We start from the raw sequence: 19020 nt of genomic DNA, 5'->3' as shown, positions 1-19020 counted from the left end.
CGGCGGAGTCGCCGCCGTCGTCGGAGCAGGCGCTCAGGGCGAGGGGAAGCAGGGCCGCAGCGGTCAGGGTGACGGCGGTCCGGCGGATACCGGGTGGTCATGGTGTTTCTCCTGTGGTCGGCCGCAGCCCGGGCTGCGTCATAAGAAGTGAAGGTCAGTGGCTCGGGTCCCGGCCGACGGTCACGACCGGGCGGGCACTGGAGCGCACCCGTCGCCGGGGCCCCTCCGGGCGCGCGGATCGCCTGGTTCTTCTTGTCGTCGGTCACGGGGGAATCCGGCTCCGCTCCTGCGTCGGATTGGTCGTCCCCCTTGATCGGGCGAATCTTTTTCCGGACCGATCCGCATGCGTTCCCGCTACGGACCAGGGAGACGGGGGCCGGCCTCCGTCCGGTGGCCCCACCGGGCCGGGCAACCGTCGGGCGCCCCACGGAGAAGCAGTCCGTAACGGGCGCGGCGCAGGTGCCGACTCCCGGGAGACCGGACGAGAGGAGCCGCCCGGTGCTGGGGCCCGCAGACAGACCGCGCCACCGGACGGTGCGGGAAGCCGCGGACCGCGAGCCGGGCACGGCCGTCGCGGCGGTGGACGTTTGTGTCGCCGGCCTCGTCCGACCCGTCCCTCTCTGCCCCCCGTACCGGCCCGGCAGGGGCCGACGGGAGCACCTGTAACATCTCCGGCCCGGGGGGAGCACGCCCCGGGCCTGATGGTGACGGTTTCCCGGCGGTTCTCGTGCCGTCGGTTCGGTGTTCCGGAGCCCCGTGAACCTCTTCTGCGACGCGAAGGTTGAGTCTTGTCGAACGACGTATCGAATGCCGTCGCGCAGGCCCGTTCCCCGCTCCCGGGGCCGGCCGCGAAGCCGGGGGCCGGTACCACTGCCGGCGATGGCCCACGTGACGCGTTCTTCGACAACGCGAAGTACCTGCTGATCGTCCTGGTGGCCGTGGGGCACGCCTGGGAGCTCGTGGAGAGCACGCGCGCCACCAAGGCGCTGTACATCCTCGTCTACACCTTCCACATGCCGGCGTTCATCGTCATCTCCGGCTACCTGTCGCGCAGCTTCGCCGGCCGCCCCCGCCAGATCGGGCGTCTGCTCAGCGGCATCGTGGTTCCGTACGTGGTCTTCGAGACCGCCTACTCCCTGTTCCGGCGCTACGCCGCCGACGAACCCGACTTCGCCATCAGCCTGCTCGACCCCTTCCTGCTCACCTGGTTCCTGGCCGCGCTGCTCATCTGGCGGCTCACCACGCCCCTGTGGCAGCAACTGCGTCATCCCCTCGCCGTCGCCCTGGCCATCGCGGTGCTCGCCTCCGTCACCCCCGGCATCGGCGAGGACCTCAACCTCCAACGGGTCCTGCAGTTCCTCCCGTTCTTCGTGCTCGGCCTGTGCCTGAAGCCCGAGCACTTCCGGCTCCTGGGCCGCCGTGCGATCAGGATGCTGGCGGTCCCCGTCTTCGCCGGTGCGCTCGCCTTCGCGTACTGGGCGGCCACCCGCATGCGCAACGAGTGGTTCTTCCGCCGCTCCAGCGCGCAGGAGATCGGGGAACCGTGGTGGACCGGCGCGGTCATGACCCTCGCACTGTTCGGCTGCTCCCTGCTGCTGACGGCCGCCTTCCTGGCCTGGGTCCCGCGTCGGCGCATGTGGTTCACGGTGCTCGGCGCCGGCACCATCTGCGGGTACCTGCTCCACGGCTTCCTGATCAAGGGCGCCAAGTACTCGGGCTTCATCGACGCCCACGACTGGCTGCACGACCCCGCCGGGAAGATCGTCCTCACCCTCGTCGTGGCCGTCGCCGTCACCCTGATGTGCACTCCGCCGGTGCGTCGTGTCCTTCGTCCGGTGACGGAGCCGGACCTGTCCTGGGCCCTTCGCCGGGACCCGGCCGAACGCCCGGCCAAGGGCTGAACCGCCACCGCACAGGGCCCCGCGCGCACCTCTGAGAACGGACCCTGCGACCTCACAGGTGTCCGGGGCCGGCACGTCGCCCCTAAGGTCCCCTCGAGGACGCGCCGTCGGGGTGGACCCCGTCCGCCGCCACAGCCGTCCTCACGCTGACGAGGCAACGCCGACCACGCTCACCGCGAGCGGAACGGGCGAGGGGGGGATCATGCGGTCCAGCGATCGTTCTTCGGTTGTCAGGGGCGCTCTCGGCGCAACGGTGATGGGTGTGGCGCTGGTCGCGCTCATCGGCATGGCCGGCTGCGGAGGGACCACCTCTTCGGAACACGGTGGGCCGGAAGGGCCGGAAGGGCCGGAAGGCCCAAAGGGCCGTTTACGGGGACTGACCGCGGCCGAGGAGATCCTGGTCGAAAGGGCTGAGAACCTCCTCGTCAAGAAGTGCGTGGAGAAAGCCGGTTTCCGGTTCTGGGTTGCGGAGCCCGAGAGTCTCGCGAGCCGGAAGGGTTCGGGGTTCGTGCTCGACGATGTCGGCTGGGCCAAGAAGTACGGCTATGGCGGGCAGTTCGGACGGAATGCCGAGGAAGCCCGGAGCGGCGGCCCGAACGCCACCTATGTGAACGCGCTGCCGGACAAGGAGCGCGCTCACTACCGGGCGGTGCTCGACGGCACGCCGTCGAGCGGCATGCTGTCGGTCGAACTGCCGGGGGGCGGCACCGTCAGGACGCCTCGCGACAGCTGCCAGTCCAGGGCGAAGGACCAGCTCTACGGCGACTTCGCGACCTGGTTCCGCGTCGAGAAGATCGCCACGAACCTGACCCCTCTGTATGTTCCGGACCTCGCCGAGGACAAGCGATTCACGAAAGCGCTCGCGGCATGGTCGCTGTGCATGGAGGAAAAGGGACGGAACTACTCCGATCCGTTCGAGATCCGCACGGAAGTCGACCGTCGCACCGAAGGATTGAGTGACGCCGCGGCCCACGCCGTGGAAGTGGAGTTCGCGGTGGACGAGGCGGAATGCGCCAAGGATGCGTCTCTCGCCGAAACGGCGCGCGCACTGGAAAGTGAGTACCGGGCGAAGGAGGCGCGTCGCTACCGCGAGGAGATCGCCGTTTTTCAGCGTATGCGGCTGACCGCGCTGGAGCGCGCCAAGGCGATCGCCGGCGTCTGACGCCGGATTCCGCTGGAGGGCTCCGGTGACCCGGAATTCTCCGCGGCCCCAGTTCTCCGCAGCGACCCGCTGCGGGACGTTTCTGTCCGCACCATGATGCCAGGAGGACACGTGCGTAAAACAACAGTCGCGCTTGCGGCCATCGGAGCCGCGGTACTCGGGACGGTCGTCCCCGCCGGTACCGCGCAGGCGTCCGCCGCGTGCGACAACGCGTGGAACAGCACGCCGGCGGGCTCCATGGCCGCCTACGAGCACAGCAACTGCGGTGGCGCCCTTCTGGGCCGGACGCCGGGCGACGACTCCAACTGGGGCAACAGTCAGGGCGCCTTCCAGGGCAGCGACACCAACAGGGCGAGCTCGGTCCTGAACGCGGGAACGACCGACACGGCCTGGAAGGAGGTTCAGTTCTTCAACGGCACAGGCACCGGCTGGACGGGAGGGTACAGCTGCCTCGCGAGGAGCGAGTTCTACGCCGACAACCTGACCGACGACTACTTCACCAGCGGATATGTCATCAACGATGCCATCAGCTCACACAGGTGGGTGCCCGCGTCGTACTGCGGCAGGTTCATGACCTGACCGACCGCGCCCGGAGCGGCACGCGACGTGCCCGTGCCCTGTTCCCGCACGGGAGCGGGACACGGGCACGTCAGGAACTGCTGCTCGACCTGGCGCCGTTCCCGCACGTGGGCAGTGAGTCCGGCTCCTTTTTGGTACGGACGGCCGGGAACCAGGCGTATCCGGACGGTTCCTCGGTGACCCGCACCCGGTACCAGCGCGTGGTGCCCACGCCGGTCTCGTCGGCCACCCGGTCCCCGTCGTACACCACGCAGTCGGCGCGCAGCACGTCCCCGTGCCAGATACGCCGCTCGGAGACATTGCCCTCCTCGTACTTCTCGTACGGGTCCAGGGACAGGCCCATGCTGCAGGCGCGCAGCCGCTCGGTCCGGGCCCGGCACGGCGCCTCGATGTTGTAGACGGTGATCCCCGCCGTACCGTCGGCCTCCGCGGAGGCGTCCCCGTCCCGTCCGGAGAACCACCACCAGCCTCCGGTGGTCCCGGCAGCCAGGACGGTGGCGGCCGCCACCGCGTAGACGGCCGGCCGCCAGGGCGCAGTACGCCGGCGCTGGACGTCCGCGTCGCTCAACCTGCGCGCCAGGGACAACAGGTGCTCGGCGGTGGCCGAAGACCGGGCTGAGTGGTCGGGGGCGAGACAGCGGCTGACGAAGTCCCGCCAGGCGTCGCTGAGACCGGGGTGCAGGCGCAGTGGCGTTTTTCCGGAGGCGTATTCCTGCGCCGCCGCCGTGCGTGCCCCGGCGGTGGTACCGGCGAAGGGCAGGGACCCCCCGGTGAGGATCTGGTGCGTGGTGACGCCCAGCGCCCAGATGTCGGCCGTGGGACGGACCGGGACTCCGCGCTCGCCGAGCCCGTCCTGCCAGCGCTCCGGCGGCAGGTAGTCCGGTGATCCCAGGGGCGGCGCGTATCCGTGGGTGCCGTTCAGCCGGGAGACCAGGCCGAAGTCGGCCAGGCGGACCGAACCGTCGGACATGATCAGCACGTTGGCCGGCTTGAGGTCGCCGTGTACCCAGCCGTCCGCGTGGAGGTGGGCGAGACCCTCGCACATCTGGGTGATGGTCCGGGTGGCGTCCGCGAGGGGAGCGGATCCCGAGGCGGCATCGAGCAGGTCCTGCAGACTCCCTGAGGCGCGTTCCATGACCAGGACGACGGCGCCGTCGAGTTCGGGCCGGCCATCGTCGGCCACCACCAGAGTGTCCAGGACGCGGATGAGCCGGGGATGCTCGGCGGTCCGGCTGAACTCCGCCTCGCGGCGGGCGAGTTCCCGCAAATGGCGGGAACGGCCCGGCCCCAGCCCCGACGTGGCCACGAACTTCAGGGCCACCTCGGCCGGTGGCGGGGATCCGGCCGTCCCGCCGTCGGGATCCTCCCCGCAGGCCACCCGTCGTCCGGTGTAGACACTGCCCCAGTTGCCGGACGCGAGGGGGGAGACCACTTCCCAGGGCCCCACTCGGTACCCCGTCGGTACGGCGACCGCCCAGTCGCCGCCCGCTGCGGTGTCGCGCGGTCCGGCGGCCCCATGGCTCATGCGGAGTCCTCCGCCGCCGCGGCCCGCCCCGTCGGCCGTGCCCGGGCCGAGGTTCTTCGCGGAGGCAGCAGGGACAGATGGTCCTCCCCGACCAGCCCGAAGCGCAGTGCGGTGGACACCAGTGTCTCCCGCTTCCAGCTCAGCCCGGCGGCGCCCGGACCGGGAGGCCGCAGCCGCAGCTTGGTGCCGGCCAGGTAGTCGATGTGGAAGTCCACGGCGCTCGTGCTGAGTTGCCGGTACTCCGGGTGAGGCCGCAGCCGGGCCACGACACTGGCCGTGGAGGGGACCCCCGCGGTGGAGGCGTCCCGCAGCCGCGGCTCGCACAGCGCCACCAGCACCCTGAAGTACGTCGCGTGGGAATCCAGGGCGAAGGGGGCCGTGGTGACGGTGCCCCGCTCCACGGACTCCCCGGTTGTCTCCAGGTGGCTGTGGCAGGGGGCGAAGACCTGGAAACCGACGGTGCCGCCACGGGTGGCCAGCACCACCCTGCTGAACTCGAACGGGATCGGGGCAGCCAGTCGTCGGGGCGGGATCCGGATGAACTCACCGGCGCCCTCGGGGTTCTCCACCAGCAGGCTGGAAGCGCCGCTGAGGTTGCTCAGCTGCCAGTGGACGTCGACGGCCAGGATCTCCCCGGCCAGCCGGGGCACTGCCGGATCCGGCAGGGCGATGTCCACGGGGCACTCAGGAATGCCGCGGCCGAAGCGCGCCTTCTGCCCGGGGCACAACGGCAGAGTGCGGGCCGGGGACTCAGGTCCGTCCGCAGCGGACTCGGGTAAGTGGACCAGCACCGTCTCCATCCGATCCTCCGCCCGTTCGCTTCTGCTCCCGGTGCCTGGCCGGCGCCCGCGCGACGAGCTCGTGGTCGAGCCACCCGCGTTTTAAGCGTGCACCTGACAGGCTGCTCCTCTCGCCGTCACACCCCGCCGCCTCCAGTAAAATGGTTACCGGCTCGAAAGTAAACGCGGCCGTCGGACACGAGCCGGGGCCCTCCCACGGGGCCTTCCCGTGGGGCCTTCCCGTGGGGCCTTCCCGTGGGGCCTTCCCGTGGGGCCTTCCCGTGGGGCCCTTCTGTGCGGCCCTTCCGCGGAGCCCGGCAAGTGCGGCTCGGTCGCGACGGACAGCAGGTCCACGAGCCTTGTCCCAGGGCCGGGTAGTTGACGGATTTGCTCTGGTGGCAGGCCACCGGGGCTGGTCGGCGTGCCGGTCGCCGAGCCGACCGCGAAGGCCCTGTGTGATCTGTGGCGCAGGGTCGGCAGCGCGCCCATGCGCGGGCTGGGTGAGGGGTTGTCGGGGCCGTTGGCTCAGCCGAGGACGCCCGGGGTGCGGTTCGGCGGGTATCGCACGGTCTCCTTCGACGGCCGGCCGCAGCTCGAGCAGGGTCCCGGACACCGACCGCAACCGAGCCTGGCCCGGCTCTCCGGGCCAGGGCGGATACCCCCTTGTGGAGCTGATGACGCCGGTCGAGACCGGAACCAGGGCTCTGACCGGCGCAGTCTTCGGCCCCACCAGCGAGGGCGAGACAGGCCATGCCCGGCGCCCGCTGCACCCGCCGACGCCAGACACGCCGGCCTTGTGGGACAAGGGCTTCGACGGCAACGACTTCCTCCCCCAGGCGACCGCCACCGGCGCACCCCCGTTCTCGTCCGCCTGACCGATGGCTCCTACCTGCCGATGATCGGCACCAACCCGGCACGGATCATCGACGCGCAGATCACCGTGACCTGCGCCGACCACACGGTACTCACCGCCGCCCACCGGCTGACCACTACGCCGAGTGACACTCGCCGCTATCCGGCTGCCGCCCTGGTCAGCCTGTATCACCAGCGGTGGGAGCACGAATCGGCATACTGCCCACCCCGCCACACGACCATGGACGGGCGGGTGCTGCGCTCGGGCGATCGCGCCGGCGTCGAGCAGGAGAGGTGGTCGCTGCTGACGCTCTGCCAACTCCTGCGCACAGCGATGGTCGATGCCGCCGAGTCCCGCCCCGGCACCGACCCGGACCGCTGCGGCTTCGCCATCGCCGGCCTCGTTCGTCCCGCGCCGCTTGGCCGCCTCCTTGACGATCGCCAGGTCCTCGGGATCGGCGTAGACATGGCTGCGCTTCATGGACATGTACTGAACCCAGTCCGTGTACCGAAGTGATGTATGTCCTGCCGTCCCACGGCCAAGCGGTATACGCCGCTCCCTTGGAGGGCTGCACGGGCACAGTCGGCCCGTCACCGGACGGCTCGGCGGAGAAGAGGGCCCGCGCGGGAACTCCGCCGTTCGCGTCAGGTCCTGGCGAGTTCCGCGGCGCCGAAGGAGACGTCGAAGCGGTCGCACCAGATGCTGACGCTGCTGAACCGGGCCGGGTCAACGTCTTCGGGCAGGGCGTAGTTGTGGCTGCCCTTGTTGCCCTTGAGCTTCCCGAGGCTGACGTACTCCCCGTCGTCGAAGACATGCCAGCCGGCGGTTCCCTCCTTCACCGGCGCGTCGGTCAGCCACACGCGCAGGTCGGGTCCGTTGCTGGTGTCGAGCTGTTCCAGGCGTACCACGTGGGAGCCGTCGGCCAGTTGCACGAGCTTCACCGTGCCGGACGTCGCGTGCTCGTGGCTGATCAGCTCGCCACTCGCCAGCGTCGTCGGCCCGGACGGGGCCGGCGGCGCGGAGGACGCACCGGACGGTGTCTCGACCGGCTCCGGCGAGACCGCTGCTGCCGCGGCGGGCAGCGACTCCTGCACCGTCTCGTCCTGCCACAGCTTCCACGGCTGGAACCAGTACAGCCCGAAGCCAACCGCGGCGACCGCGGCCACCAGCACACCGACCGTCCACGGCCTGACCAACGCGCTCCGCACCCGTCCCATACCGCCTCCATTCTGCGAGTCACTCGGCTCTCTCTCATTCAACAGGTCGATCGGCCGTCCCGGGCCGCCCGGCGGATGACGAAACCCTTACGTCCGCCACGGACCGCCGGTCAGCAGTGCCCGGGGAAGGACCCGGCGGACGATCCGGCGAGTGGCCACGCTTCACCAGCCTGCCCATCGGATCCGGCCCGGCCGTCGGCGTCGGGCCGGCAACAGCCGACGGGCCGAACGGCGCCGACCGGCAGAACCGGACGACCTCGTGGGCAGCGGCCCGAGGAGGTGGCGGAGCGACTCTGCTGCGCAATTACCCGGCGTGATGACGCCGTGCCGATACGGCCGTCAGAGCGCGTCGCAGATGCAGGCAGGCCGGGCGCGGCCGAGCCCTGAAAGCATGGCACGTGATCGCTCGCCGAATGGAGCAACAGAGTCCGGAGCCGGTCCAAAGCCCGGGGTTCGACGTGGGGACCTGTCCCCAGGCCGGGTAGTCAGCGGTCTCCGTGTCACTGCAAGGGAGTCGGTGACCAGGTTGTGGCGGTGTGGAGGCCGGGGCCGATCTTGTGGATGAGTCCGCTCTCGGCCCATCTGGAGAGTTGCCTGTACATGGTGTCCAGGGTGACGTCGCCGAAGTGAGCCGCGATGTCGCGGGGTCTCCACAGGCGGGTGGGGTCTTCTTCGAGCAGGGTCAGGATTCGGTGTCTGCGGCGCTCAGCGGGGGCGGCATGTCGGTCGTCCCGGGAGGTGGTGGGCAGCGCGGGCTGCGGTTCTGAGGTTTGGAGGACACTGACGTCGAGGCTGGGGACGGTGTGGCGGTGATCGGGTCTGCCGTCATTGCGTCGTTCGTTGTACCGGGAGGTCGGTGATTTGACCTTGCGGGTGCTCACGCGGGGGCGGCGGGACGGCAGGAGTGCGGCCAGGACGCGGCGTCCGATGGTGCCGACCGGGCCGGTGGCGTCCACGATGATGCCGGCGGCCTGGATCACCTGGTCACGGGCGGTCTGGAGGGCGATGGCGAAGCGGGGAGTGTTCACTGAACGGCGGATCCGATGATCGAGGAGACGCCAGATGGGCGACATCACCATCGAGCGGATACCGGGCAGCGAGCCGGTGGTGGCCGTGCCGGCGAGTGATGAGCAGTTGGTTGCGATGCTCGTGGACCGGGCCCGCAGCGAGGGGCTGCAGCCGGCTGGGGAGGGCGGGCTGCTCCAGCAGTTGACCGAGCGGGTCCTGGAGTCCGCTCTGGGGGGGCGGGATCACCGATCGCCTCGGCCACGAGGAGCACGACGCCGGGGGCCGGGGCGGCGGCAACTCCCGCAGCGGGGCCCGGGTGAAGACGGTGCCGGCCGATGTCGGTCCGGTCGGGGTGGAGGTCCCCCGGGATGTGGCGGGGGCGTTCGGGCCGGCCATCGTCAAGAAGCGGCAGCGGTGCCTGTCCGGCGTGGACGGGATGGTGTTGTCTTTGTCCGTGAAGGGGCTGATGCGCGGTGAGATCTCCGCGCGCCTGGCCGAGGTCTACGGCGCGAGCGTGTCCAAGGCCACGGTTTCCACGATCACGGGCAAGGTGATGGACGGGATGGCGGAATGGTCCAACCGGCCGCCGGACCGCGTCTGTCCGGTGCTGTTCGTGGACGCGATCGACGTGAGGATCCGGGACGGGCAGGTGGCGAACCGTCCGATCTACGTCGTGATGGTGGTCACGGCCGAGGGGCACCGGGGCATCCTGGGGATCTGGGCCGGTGACGGAGGCGAGGGCGCGAAGTACTGGCTGAGCGTGTTCACGGACCTCGAGGACAGGGGTGTTGACGACGTCCTGATGCTGTCTGCGACGGGCTGAAGGGCCTGCCCGAGGCCGTGGAGACACTCCGGCCTCGAACGGTTGTCCGGACTTGCGTCGTTCACCTGCTGAGGAACAGCTTCCGGCATGCGGCCCGTCAGGACCGGGACAGGACGGCCAGGGCGCTCAAGCCCGTCCACACGGCCCCGAACGAGGCCGCCGCGACCGAGCGGTTCACTCGTCTTCGTCAGGACGCCGTTCCGCCTGCGGTCCAGCAGGGCTGCAGATCCAGGCGTCCTTCTCCGGGCTCGACAAGGGTGCCGGTCGCCCTGGGCGGCGCAGTAACTCCTTCGGGTGACTTCTGCGCTCCGGTGACCTCGGTTGGGAAGAAGGCCAAGGCCGAATCAGGCCAGGCACGACGGCACCTGGCTACCCGATGCGTCACAGGGGAAGCCGGGCAGGCATGGTGCCGTCGGCGGGAACTGGCGCGATCATGCCAGGGTCGTCTGACACATCGGAAAGCGGAAGGAACGGCTGTGCGCTGGAAGAGGAATCTCGCGGTGCTGCTGATGGGCGCGTGCCTGGCGGCGGGCCTGCAGGCCAGGCCGGCCACGGCCATCGTCGGAGGAGGGGAGGCGAATCCCCTCAGCCATCAGTTCATGGCCGGCCTGGTCGACACGCAGCATCGCGTGTTCTGCGGGGCGACACTGATCTCCCCCAGGTATGTGGTGACCGCCGCGCACTGCCTTCAGGGGAGGCAAGCCCAGAGCTTGAGGGTTCTGCTGGGCGATCACGACATCAGCAAGGCCATGGAAAACCCCTACACGAAGCTGGTCCCGGTCAACTACATCAGAGTTCACGAGAACTACAACCACTACACCCAGGACGCTGACATCGCCTTGGTAAGACTCGCGGTGCCAGTGGAGAGAAGCGGGGGCATCAGGGAGGCCTACCTGCCCTGGCAGCACGCGCCCGGTGCCTTCGACAACGTCCGCGTGACGGCTATGGGCTGGGGCAGCCAAAGCCTCGGCGGCCCGGCGAGCAGCGTCCTGCAGAGCGTCGGCCTCGACACGATGACCAACGCCGAGTGCGTCAGCCGAGGCATGGAGGACATCACGTCCGGCAGTATCTGCACCCACACACCGGGCCGGGACACCTGTGTGTTCGACAGTGGCGGTCCTGTGACCTACGACGCGGGGTACCCCGTCCTGATCGGAGTCATCTCCTACGGCAGGGGCTGTGCCACCGACAGTCCCTCCGTGAGCACTCGCGTCAGCTCTTATCTGCAATGGATTGTCCAGAACACCCCCGACGCCGTCTATGAAACGAGCGGGACCTGGCCCGCCTCCCGGCGCTGACATCACTCTGTCAAGCCCCGGGTGGGAGTGTCGTGAATTAGGTGGAAACTTCACCAGAAGGGACACCTGATGATGATCCAGAGGGCTCACTCTCTCGAGACGGTGGGCGGCGTGTCGCTTGCGTCGGGCGAGGCGGCTGCGGACGGTGCAGACGTGAAGAGGATGCCGGAGACCGTGGACGGGCTGAGCCTGGACCTGCCGGACGCGTTGACGCTGCCGGCGCAGGACCAGGTCCGCGGCGGCGGGCTGAAGCTGGTGGGCGAGGGCGGGCTGCTGCCCGCGATCACGCAGCATCTGATGCAGGCCGCGCTGGAGACCGAGTTGGAGGAGCATCTGGCGGCCGAGGCCGAGCGGGTCGGTGGGCGGGGCTCGCGTTCGGGCGGCAACGGCCGTAACGGCTACCGGCAGGAGAAGGTGATGAGCGAGGTCGGGCCGATCGTGCTGCAGGTTCCGCGCGACCGGCGGGGTACGTTCCGGCCGAAGGCCCTGCCCCGGCACGCGCGTCGGACCGGCGCACTGGACGAGATGGTCCTGTCGCTGACCGCGCGGGGTATGACCTCCGGCGAGATCGTCGCGCACCTGGACGAGGTCTACGGGATGAGCGCGTCCAAGGAGATGATCTCCACGATCACCGACAAGGCCCTGGAGTCGATGAACGAGTGGCGCACCCGTCCGCTCGACCCGGTCTACCCGGTGATCTTCGTCGACGCGATCCACGTCAAGATCCGTGACGGGCAGGTCGCCAACAGGCCCATCCACGTGGCCGTCGCGGTCACCGCCGATGGCTACCGCGAAATCCTCGGCCTGTGGGCCGGCAACGGCGGCGAGGGCGCCACATTCTGGCAGCAGGTCCTCACCGACCTGCGCAATCGCGGAGTGAGGGATGTCCTCATGCTGGTCTGCGACGGGCTCAGTGCCCTGCCCGACGCGGTGAACAACGTGTGGCCACAGACTGTCGTGCAGCGCTGCGTCGTTCATCCGATCCGACAGAGCCTGCGCTACGCGTCCCGCCGGGACTGGCCCGAGGTCGCCGCCGACCTCAAGCCCGTCCATACGGCCGTCAACGAGTTCCAGGCCCGCGAGCGGCTCGACGAGTTCGATGCCAAGTGGGGCCACAAATACGGCAGCATCGCCGCCGTCCGGCAGCGGGCCTGGAGCGAGTTCGTGCCGTTCCTGGCCTTCCCCGACTCCATCCGCGAGGTCGTCTGCACGACCAACAGCATCGAGTCCCTCAACGCCCGCTACCGCCGGGCCGCCACCGCCTGCGGGCACTTCCCCAACGAACAGGCAGCGCTCAAGAGGATCTACCTGGCCACCCTCGCCCCCGCCCCCTCCGGCCGCGGACGCAAGCGCTGGAACAGCAAGTGGAAGGCCGCATTGAACGAGTTCGACCAGCTCTTCGACGGCCGCCTTACCGCCGGACGGGTACAGGCCAGACAGACCAACCAAAAACCACTAGGTCAAAGGGTCTAAGAACGCCTAAATCATGATAGACCCGCCGCCTGATGGCCAACAGCAAGGGCAGGCGCCGCCGTTTCGGCGCGATCAGACGGCTTCCCTCCGGCCGGTACCAGGCGCGGTATCCGGGCCCTGAAGGCGTGATGCGTCCGGCTCCCATCACCTTCGAGACGACGGCTGATGCCGACGACTGGCTTGCCGAGAAACAGACGGAGATCCGCCGGGGCGAGTGGCGTGACCCCGAAGCAGGCGCGGTGAGCTTCCGGGCCTACGCCGACAAGTGGGTCGACGAGCGGGAGCTTGCGCAGCTCACCCGCGATCTGTACCGCTACCTCCTCGACAAGCACCTGTTCGCCTTCGCCGAGTCGGACTTGGACGAGATCACCGCTCCGCGTGTCCGGGAGTGGCGGGCTGATCGGCTGCGGACCACGAACGTCAAGACGATGACGGCCAAGGCGTATCGGCTCCTCAAGGCCATCATGGAGACGGCCGTGGATGACGAGCTGATCACGCGCAACCCGTGCCGAATCGAGGGCGCTGGTAAGGAGAAGGCGGCTGAGCGGCGCATCGCCACCGTCGCCCAGGTCGATGCCCTCGCCGAAGCGGTGGGGATGCGGTGGCGGCTCATGGTCTACCTCGGCGCGTACGGTCCTATGCGTCCGGAGGAACTGGCCGGCCTCCGTCGCCGAGACGTCGACCTCGACAACCTTCGAGTCCGCGTCCGTCTCGCCGAGCCCGAGCGGATGAACGGGCGGCGCGTCCGGGGCGACACCAAGTCGGAGGCGGGCACCCGGACTGTGATTCTTCCCGCGTTCCTCCGCCGGGAGTTCCGCTGGCATCTGGAGAGCTACGCCGAGCCAGGCCCCGATGGGCTGATCTTCGTGGGGGAGAAAGGTGCTCCGTTCCGGCGCAGCACCTTCGGGCGTAAGTGGCGGCGGGCACGAGAGGTCGTCGGGATGCCTGAGGGCTTCCGGTTCTACGACCTTCGGCACACCGGGCACACGCTGTCCACGCGCTCCGGGGCCGACTCTGTTGCTCAATTGCGGAGAGTGACGCCGGCCTGTCGACGGGGCGCGTGGAACGGGCCTCGCGAGGAGGCGGTCCGGCCCCTCTCGGATGCGGTGCGTGACCATCCCTCGAATTGAGCAGCAGAGTCGGGGCCACGCTCAAAGACACCATGGTCCGTGCCGGTCGGTCCTCGGAGAAGGCGGCGCTGATCTATCAGCACCCCGACGACGAGCGGCAAGAAGAGGTCGCCACCGGGCTGGATGCGACCGTGCGGAAGGCTCGGGCTGCTGCCAGAGAGAAGGAGCGCGACCAGGCTTCTGGCACGAATCTGGCACGCGGCGAGTGATCGCAGCGGACAGTAAAATGGCCCGGGTCTCCGACCTGGGCCTTCTTCGTGGAGCGGGTGACGAGAATCGAACTCGCGCTCTCAGCTTGGGAAGCTGAGATCATTTGCAGGCGGGGTGGGCGCTGAACTGCGCGAACGGCATGGGTGCCGCCTCGTCGGCCTTGGCGGCTTTCACCGTGGTTCCCCGCTGTTCCCTGCTCGATCTGGTGCGCTTGTGGTGCGGGGTACGCGCGGACGGCTATCTAGAAAACGGAATCTCGTAGACGATCTCGCAGCGGGCGGCGGGAACCACGATGTCCGCCGTCTCCACGGGGCGGCCGTCGTCGCTGTAGTACGTCCGCCGGATGTGCGTGACGAAAGCGCCCTTCTGGACGCCCAGGAGTGATGCCTCCTCGGCGGTCGCCTGCCGGGGTTCGGGCTGCTCCGTCGCCCGGCTGACCGTGATGCCGATCTCGGCCATGCGTCGCACCACGCCCATCCCTGCGAACGGTCCGCCCTCGGGCAGAACCGCGAGCGTCCCGGACGTGATGCTGTACGGCTCCCAACTCGTCGACAGCAGAACGGGTTTGCCGTCTGCCAGGTACTCGTACGACGTGCGCACGCAGTAGTCCGCCTCGGGGATGCCGAGACGCGCCGCGATGTCCGCCGGCGCCGACACCATCGCTTCGCTGCGGCTCTCCCACGTGCCCTTCTTGCCGAGCGCGGCCATCTCGGCGCGGAACAGCGAGCCGTCGGTGTGCTCGTGCTGCCGCGAGCGGACCATGCGTACTCGCTCTTGCGGCTCCGCGACGTAGGTTCCTGAGCCTGCACGGCCCTCCAGAACGCCCTGAGAGATCAGCACCTCCTGGGCGCGACGAACGACGGCTTCGCCCACTCCGCACTCTTGCGCCAGTTGCGCACGGGACGGCAACCGGTCTCCCGGTACCCACTCCTGATCGGTGATGCGCTGTCGTAGCACGTCAACGATGCGCAGGTACGGCGGCTGCTCAGACATATGGAAAATCTAGACCACTACCTCTAATCTAGATAACTAGCTCGCTCTTGGCTAACTAGATCGCGAGGGGGGGAAGGTGCAGTCGAAAGATCGTCTCGTGTTACCCCCTGATGGTCGCGTCGACAGGATGACCGCACGTCTCGCAGCCCTAGGCATCGTGTCCACCGTGACGCGTGGCAAGGGTTGCGGACGTGTGGAGGCGTACGTACCTCACGCCTTATCTCCTGAGCAGTGGCAAGAGCTCCTCGCAGCACTCGCGACGGCCGACGCGTTTGGGCTCGTCGACAGCAGCGAGGACGGTCTCAGTGTCTGGGCCGGAGTCAATGACAAAACCCCCGCAGCGGTACCCGCCGCCCGGGGGCACGGCCATCAGCCCTGAGGAGCTGATCAGCATGTTCAACCGTATCCGTCGTGCCGTCCTGCTCGCCAGAGAGCGGCACTTCCCCAAGGGCAGGCACCGCCGCCCCTCGACGCATCCCCGTCCGGTGACCGTCTTCGCGCGTCCCGAACCCACCGACCGTTCGGCAGCCGCCCGGGAGCGATACCTGGACCGTCCAGGTCGGCTCGCGGGTGAAGACGTCGCGCTCGTCCGCCCGTACGTACTGGCCTGGGAACGACGCGTACGGCACCGCTCGGTCATCGTGGTGCCGCATCTGTCGGCTGAGGTGTGGTCGGCTCTCGCAGGGGGCCACTGATGCCCTCCCGCCAACAGCCCTCCACCATCCAACCCGGCCCTGACTCCTACCGGTCGACCTCCTGCCGCATCGGCACGCACCGGGCCTGCGCGGAGTCATCCCCGGTCACCGCTCCGATCGATGTTCCGGTGATCTATGAGGCCTGCGCCTGCTCGTGCCACGCCATCGCCAAGCGCCCGACACCTACGGAGGCGGCATGGTGAGGGGAACGGAACTTGGCGGCGCGGTGCTCTCCCCTGTCGAGATCACCTCGACCAGCGTGCAGCGCGGTGACGTCATCGAGGTCGGGGGCCAGCAGTGCCGGGTGACCGACCTCTTCCAGCTGCCCGGCGGAGCGGAACGACTCGTGTTCGACTCGGGCGAGTTGCTGTCTATCCACACGGGGACCCGGCTCATTGCCCTGCGGCTCGTGCGAGTGAGAGGCGGTGAAATTGCCCGTGCCCTCGCGACGCGACGCTATCGCCGATGACCTCCGGAACCGGATCGTCGCCAGCAGGCTCAAGCCCGGTGAACGCCTGCCTTCTGAGGCGCATCTGGCCGCGCAGTACATGGTGAGCACACCGACGCTGCGAAACGCACTAGCCGTGCTCCAGGCGGAAGGCCTCGTCGAAAAGGTCCACGGCAAGGGCAATTTCGTCCGCCGTCCTCTCCGCAGGATCACGTACAGGGGAGGCGGCCGGGCCCCGGGCACACAGGCCGTGGATCTCGCACCCCTGAGTGTCACCGTCCACACCACCAGGGTCCGGGCCCGCGGGCACCTTACGGCCTTGTTGAGGACACCGACCGGCAGCCCACTGACCGAGATCCTCTGTCTCGGTCACGAGGGCGACAGGCCTCACAGCCTGGCTCGGATCTACATCCCTTGTGACCTCGCGCCGGCCGCCGTACTCCGCGAGTCGCTCCCGTACGAGGGAGTGTTGGCGCGGCTGATGGAGCTCCGCCCGCCGCTGGCGGAAGTCTGGGAGGAGATCGGCGTTCGCCGCCCCACACCGGATGAAGCATCCACCCTTCGGATCAGCTCCGCCCTGGCAGTCCTCGCCGTGACACGGCAGACGACCGACACCGCTGGACGCGTGGTCGAGGCCGCCCTCTTGGTCCTGCCGGGGGACCGCGCCGACGCGGTGTTCACCACTCACCACGTGATCGACGAGAGGCTGGCGGAAGGATGACGATGTCGAACGAACTGCGACTCCTCCCCTGGACGGGGCCCGACGGCAAACCGTGCTTCCTCAGCACCGATGACAACGACGGCCACATGTCCCGCCTGGCCGACAACATCGAGTCAGTACAACTCGGCATGGCAACCGAACTACTGGACCAGGCGATCGACATGCTCGCCGCAGCCGACACGCCCCCGGACGACATGCGGCTTCTGGTAAAGGGCCTGACCGGAGCGCTGAGGGACACGCTCCGTGTGGCGACCAGTCGCGGTCACCGCCTGGCAACATCTGAAACCCGCTGCTCCTGAAGACGTGGCCGGATCAGGAGGAATTCCTTCTGATCCGGCAATTATCATGATTTTCACGGGGAAAGGTAATGAATTAATTCGTCATTTTGGGAGTGTGTCCTGATGTCTATTTGAGAGTTGAGCGCGCGGAGGAGGGATAAGGTCCCCGCACCTTGTTGACTTAGCCGTATGGCGAGTGATGCTAGAATTGGTCAGCATCAAAGTTGAAGTGGTCGAACGTAAGGGGTCTCGTAAATATGGAGAATTCCGAGGAAATCTCAATTCCTCACCAAAAGCAAGTGGCTGAAGTCTGCGAAGGGGACGCATACGACCTCTTGGGGAAGCTTCCACCTGAATCGGTCGACCTGATCATCACTTCGCCTCCGTACTGGGGTCTTCGCACGTACGGTTTGAGTCACAATGAGGAAATTCTCAATGAGTGGTTGACAGAAGGAGGAAGTAAGGAGCAAGTGCCTCCTTATGATTGGTACCGAATGCATGGAGGCTGTCTAGGAATGGAGCCGCTGCCTGAATGGTATGTGGCGAACCTTGCTGAATTCTTCCAGCGAGGTGCGGCAGCACTCAAGCCTGGTGGGAGCGTGTGGGTAAATATCGGGGATACTTATTTTGCCCGCTGGTCCAGCATCCGGCTGGATGGGAGGCAAGGACTGGGAGATAATCCCCGTATGCGCCGAAAGACGCCAATGGGTGGTTTCCGGCAGGAGAAGCAACTTCTCTTGATTCCTGCACGATTCGCAATCGCCATGCAGGAAAATCGCTGGATTCTGCGAAATGACGTCATCTGGGAGAAGCGTAACGTGCCGCCTAGGCCGGAGAAGGATCGTCTGCGGCTAGCTCATGAACACTTCTTTCACTTCGTGAAGCGCCCCAAGGAGGGGCGAGCTAAGTACTACTACGACATGACAGCAGTGGAAGACGGCGCACGGGATGTTGTGACCGTGAACGCTGCTCCAGGATCTGACGGTCATTCGGCCACGTTTCCCACCAAGTTGATTGAGCCGAGGATCCTTAGCTCGTGCCCGCCGAACGGCCTTGTTCTAGATCCTTTCTGTGGGACAGGTCGCGCACTCTCTGTGGCTGTGAAAAATGGCAGACGTGCTCTGGGATTTGAAATCACGCCTCACTTTTCTGAGTCTGCGCGAAAAAACATCGCAGGAAAAGTTTCAGCTCATGAGGAAGAGCAGGAAGAAACAGGTGAAGTGTTTGAGCGGCGCGACGCTCTCTTCTAGAACAGGCGATGCTCGGCGGTGCGCTGCCGCAACTGTGCGGCAGCCTTACGTTTCACTTTAACCTCAAAGTCTGCGCGCGTGATGCTCAACTTCCCATTCGAGAACATTGCTCGCGTGTAGTTTTCGACACTTGTCCGGACGGTTTCCACGTGTGGCATTGCAAGTCGACCGTCTTCCAATTGGGTTCCGTCATAGTCGAACCCCATGAAAGTGATGTCCCATGGGTCTGAATTACTCAGGGATGCAAAGTCGATGCGCGATCTAAGTTGCTGTAGGATCTTTTGCTGCATCACTACGTATAGGGGAACGGAGATCTGTTCCAGGTAAACCCCCTTTTCGGCAACTTGGGTACCTAGCCTCTTGTAGACATTGCCAGTATTCACCCCATAGCTGACCGTGTCAGGCCTGTTATTCTTCTTTGCCTCTCTGGTATAGTACTCTCGCCACTTTTCCGGCTCACCAGATTCCCAAGCATCCCAAGCAGGGCGCACGCTCCCACCGCGTAGATCGATCGACTGAGTCTCGATAGCGATTGCTTTGATTTCGCCGCGACGGTTGACATTGTGTGTATATGCTACGTAATCAAGATTGAGTCGTGGTTTTTGTGTCACTGAGCTGTTCCCAGTAACCGTCGGCCACCGTCCGTGAGCGGGAGGCGCGTCGCGCGGTCCGCGGTA

At 67.5% G+C, this 19020-nt stretch carries 19 protein-coding genes, 1 tRNA gene and 2 pseudogenes; 14 read left to right on the top strand and 8 right to left on the bottom strand.

Features of this window, described 5'->3' with window-relative positions; genetic code table 11:
- The first annotated feature begins 788 nt into the window (after positions 1-788).
- The 3 genes from HUV60_RS16210 (at position 789) to HUV60_RS16200 (ending at position 3642) form a co-directional block, all read left to right on the top strand.
- Positions 789-1901, top strand: a complete 1113-nt coding sequence (locus HUV60_RS16210; protein WP_257850584.1) for an acyltransferase family protein — start codon at positions 789-791, stop codon at positions 1899-1901.
- A gap of 256 nt (positions 1902-2157) precedes the next feature.
- Positions 2158-3063, top strand: coding sequence for a hypothetical protein (locus HUV60_RS16205; RefSeq protein WP_257851682.1), 906 nt, complete (start codon positions 2158-2160; stop codon positions 3061-3063).
- 111 nt (positions 3064-3174) lie between these two features.
- Positions 3175-3642 carry a hypothetical protein gene (locus HUV60_RS16200; RefSeq protein ID WP_257850585.1) on the top strand — a complete coding sequence of 156 codons (468 nt, stop codon included), beginning with the start codon at positions 3175-3177 and terminating at the stop codon, positions 3640-3642.
- 70 nt (positions 3643-3712) lie between these two features.
- On the opposite strand, the gene HUV60_RS16195 is transcribed toward HUV60_RS16200, so the two are convergent.
- Together HUV60_RS16195 and HUV60_RS16190 are read right to left on the bottom strand one after the other, a co-directional pair.
- Complete coding sequence (locus tag HUV60_RS16195; protein ID WP_257850586.1) at positions 3713-5167, bottom strand: serine/threonine-protein kinase; 1455 nt, start codon at positions 5165-5167, stop codon at positions 3713-3715.
- Positions 5164-5967 carry a serine/threonine protein kinase gene (locus HUV60_RS16190; protein WP_257850587.1) on the bottom strand — a complete coding sequence of 268 codons (804 nt, stop codon included), beginning with the start codon at positions 5965-5967 and terminating at the stop codon, positions 5164-5166. Before HUV60_RS16190 ends, HUV60_RS16195 begins: the two co-directional genes overlap by 4 nt.
- 653 nt (positions 5968-6620) lie before the next feature.
- Here HUV60_RS16190 and HUV60_RS16185 point away from each other — a divergent pair.
- Together HUV60_RS16185 and HUV60_RS16180 are read left to right on the top strand one after the other, a co-directional pair.
- Positions 6621-6821: a hypothetical protein gene (locus tag HUV60_RS16185; protein ID WP_257851798.1), complete on the top strand. Its 201-nt coding sequence runs from the start codon at positions 6621-6623 to the stop codon at positions 6819-6821.
- Positions 6822-6841: 20 nt separating this feature from the next.
- The gene (locus tag HUV60_RS16180) at positions 6842-7315 is read left to right on the top strand and encodes a hypothetical protein (protein WP_257851799.1); all 474 of its coding nucleotides are present in this window, start codon (positions 6842-6844) and stop codon (positions 7313-7315) included.
- Positions 7316-7443: 128 nt separating this feature from the next.
- Here the strand turns inward: HUV60_RS16180 and HUV60_RS16175 are convergent, their stop codons facing one another.
- Both HUV60_RS16175 and HUV60_RS16170 read right to left on the bottom strand, forming a co-directional pair.
- A complete protein-coding gene (locus tag HUV60_RS16175) occupies positions 7444-8016 on the bottom strand; it encodes a DM13 domain-containing protein (RefSeq protein ID WP_257850588.1) in 573 nt (190 codons plus the stop codon).
- 500 nt (positions 8017-8516) lie between these two features.
- Positions 8517-9044: a helix-turn-helix domain-containing protein gene (locus HUV60_RS16170; RefSeq protein ID WP_257850589.1), complete on the bottom strand. Its 528-nt coding sequence runs from the start codon at positions 9042-9044 to the stop codon at positions 8517-8519.
- 34 nt (positions 9045-9078) lie between these two features.
- Between HUV60_RS16170 and HUV60_RS16165 the strand changes: the two are divergent.
- From HUV60_RS16165 to HUV60_RS16145, 5 genes and pseudogenes are all read left to right on the top strand, one after another.
- A pseudogene (locus HUV60_RS16165) lies at positions 9079-10023 on the top strand (IS256 family transposase); the annotation flags it as partial.
- Positions 10024-10323: 300 nt separating this feature from the next.
- A complete protein-coding gene (locus tag HUV60_RS16160; RefSeq protein ID WP_257851684.1) occupies positions 10324-11145 on the top strand; it encodes a serine protease in 822 nt (273 codons plus the stop codon).
- A gap of 162 nt (positions 11146-11307) precedes the next feature.
- The gene (locus HUV60_RS16155; RefSeq protein ID WP_257851686.1) at positions 11308-12618 is read left to right on the top strand and encodes an IS256 family transposase; all 1311 of its coding nucleotides are present in this window, start codon (positions 11308-11310) and stop codon (positions 12616-12618) included.
- A gap of 32 nt (positions 12619-12650) precedes the next feature.
- On the top strand, positions 12651-13748 hold the full coding sequence (locus HUV60_RS16150; protein ID WP_257850590.1) for a tyrosine-type recombinase/integrase: 1098 nt from the start codon (positions 12651-12653) through the stop codon (positions 13746-13748).
- Positions 13745-13957 (top strand): annotated as a pseudogene (locus tag HUV60_RS16145) (tyrosine-type recombinase/integrase); the annotation flags it as partial. The gene HUV60_RS16150 and the pseudogene HUV60_RS16145, both read left to right, overlap by 4 nt.
- Before the next feature lie 49 nt (positions 13958-14006).
- Here HUV60_RS16145 and HUV60_RS16140 read toward each other — a convergent pair.
- Positions 14007-14090: transfer RNA gene (locus HUV60_RS16140), tRNA-Gly, on the bottom strand.
- Between the two features lie 105 nt (positions 14091-14195).
- Positions 14196-14951 (bottom strand): GntR family transcriptional regulator, encoded by a 756-nt coding sequence (locus HUV60_RS16135; RefSeq protein ID WP_257850591.1) that lies wholly within the window; start codon positions 14949-14951, stop codon positions 14196-14198.
- 392 nt (positions 14952-15343) lie between these two features.
- Between HUV60_RS16135 and HUV60_RS16130 the strand changes: the two genes are divergently transcribed.
- A complete protein-coding gene (locus HUV60_RS16130; protein ID WP_257850592.1) occupies positions 15344-15646 on the top strand; it encodes a hypothetical protein in 303 nt (100 codons plus the stop codon).
- A 133-nt stretch (positions 15647-15779) separates the two neighbouring features.
- Here the strand turns inward: HUV60_RS16130 and HUV60_RS33575 are convergent, their stop codons facing one another.
- A complete protein-coding gene (locus tag HUV60_RS33575; protein WP_331461995.1) occupies positions 15780-16025 on the bottom strand; it encodes a hypothetical protein in 246 nt (81 codons plus the stop codon).
- A gap of 46 nt (positions 16026-16071) precedes the next feature.
- Here HUV60_RS33575 and HUV60_RS16120 point away from each other — a divergent pair, with 46 nt between their 5' ends.
- The 3 genes from HUV60_RS16120 (at position 16072) to HUV60_RS16110 (ending at position 18343) form a co-directional block, all read left to right on the top strand.
- Positions 16072-16815 carry a GntR family transcriptional regulator gene (locus tag HUV60_RS16120; RefSeq protein ID WP_257850595.1) on the top strand — a complete coding sequence of 248 codons (744 nt, stop codon included), beginning with the start codon at positions 16072-16074 and terminating at the stop codon, positions 16813-16815.
- Positions 16812-17114 (top strand): hypothetical protein, encoded by a 303-nt coding sequence (locus tag HUV60_RS16115; RefSeq protein ID WP_257850596.1) that lies wholly within the window; start codon positions 16812-16814, stop codon positions 17112-17114. The genes HUV60_RS16120 and HUV60_RS16115 overlap by 4 nt, the downstream gene beginning before the upstream one ends.
- A gap of 236 nt (positions 17115-17350) precedes the next feature.
- Positions 17351-18343 carry a DNA-methyltransferase gene (locus HUV60_RS16110; RefSeq protein ID WP_257850597.1) on the top strand — a complete coding sequence of 331 codons (993 nt, stop codon included), beginning with the start codon at positions 17351-17353 and terminating at the stop codon, positions 18341-18343.
- On the opposite strand, the gene HUV60_RS16105 is transcribed toward HUV60_RS16110, so the two are convergent.
- On the bottom strand, positions 18340-18954 hold the full coding sequence (locus tag HUV60_RS16105; protein ID WP_257850598.1) for a hypothetical protein: 615 nt from the start codon (positions 18952-18954) through the stop codon (positions 18340-18342). The two genes, HUV60_RS16110 and HUV60_RS16105, sit on opposite strands and share 4 nt — an antisense overlap.
- Positions 18955-19020: the final 66 nt, after the last annotated feature.

Origin of the sequence: Streptomyces sp. KMM 9044, from assembly GCF_024701375.2 — a bacterium.
Taxonomy (GTDB): Bacteria; Actinomycetota; Actinomycetes; order Streptomycetales; family Streptomycetaceae; genus Streptomyces.
This window is presented reverse-complemented; position numbering and strand designations above follow the sequence as displayed.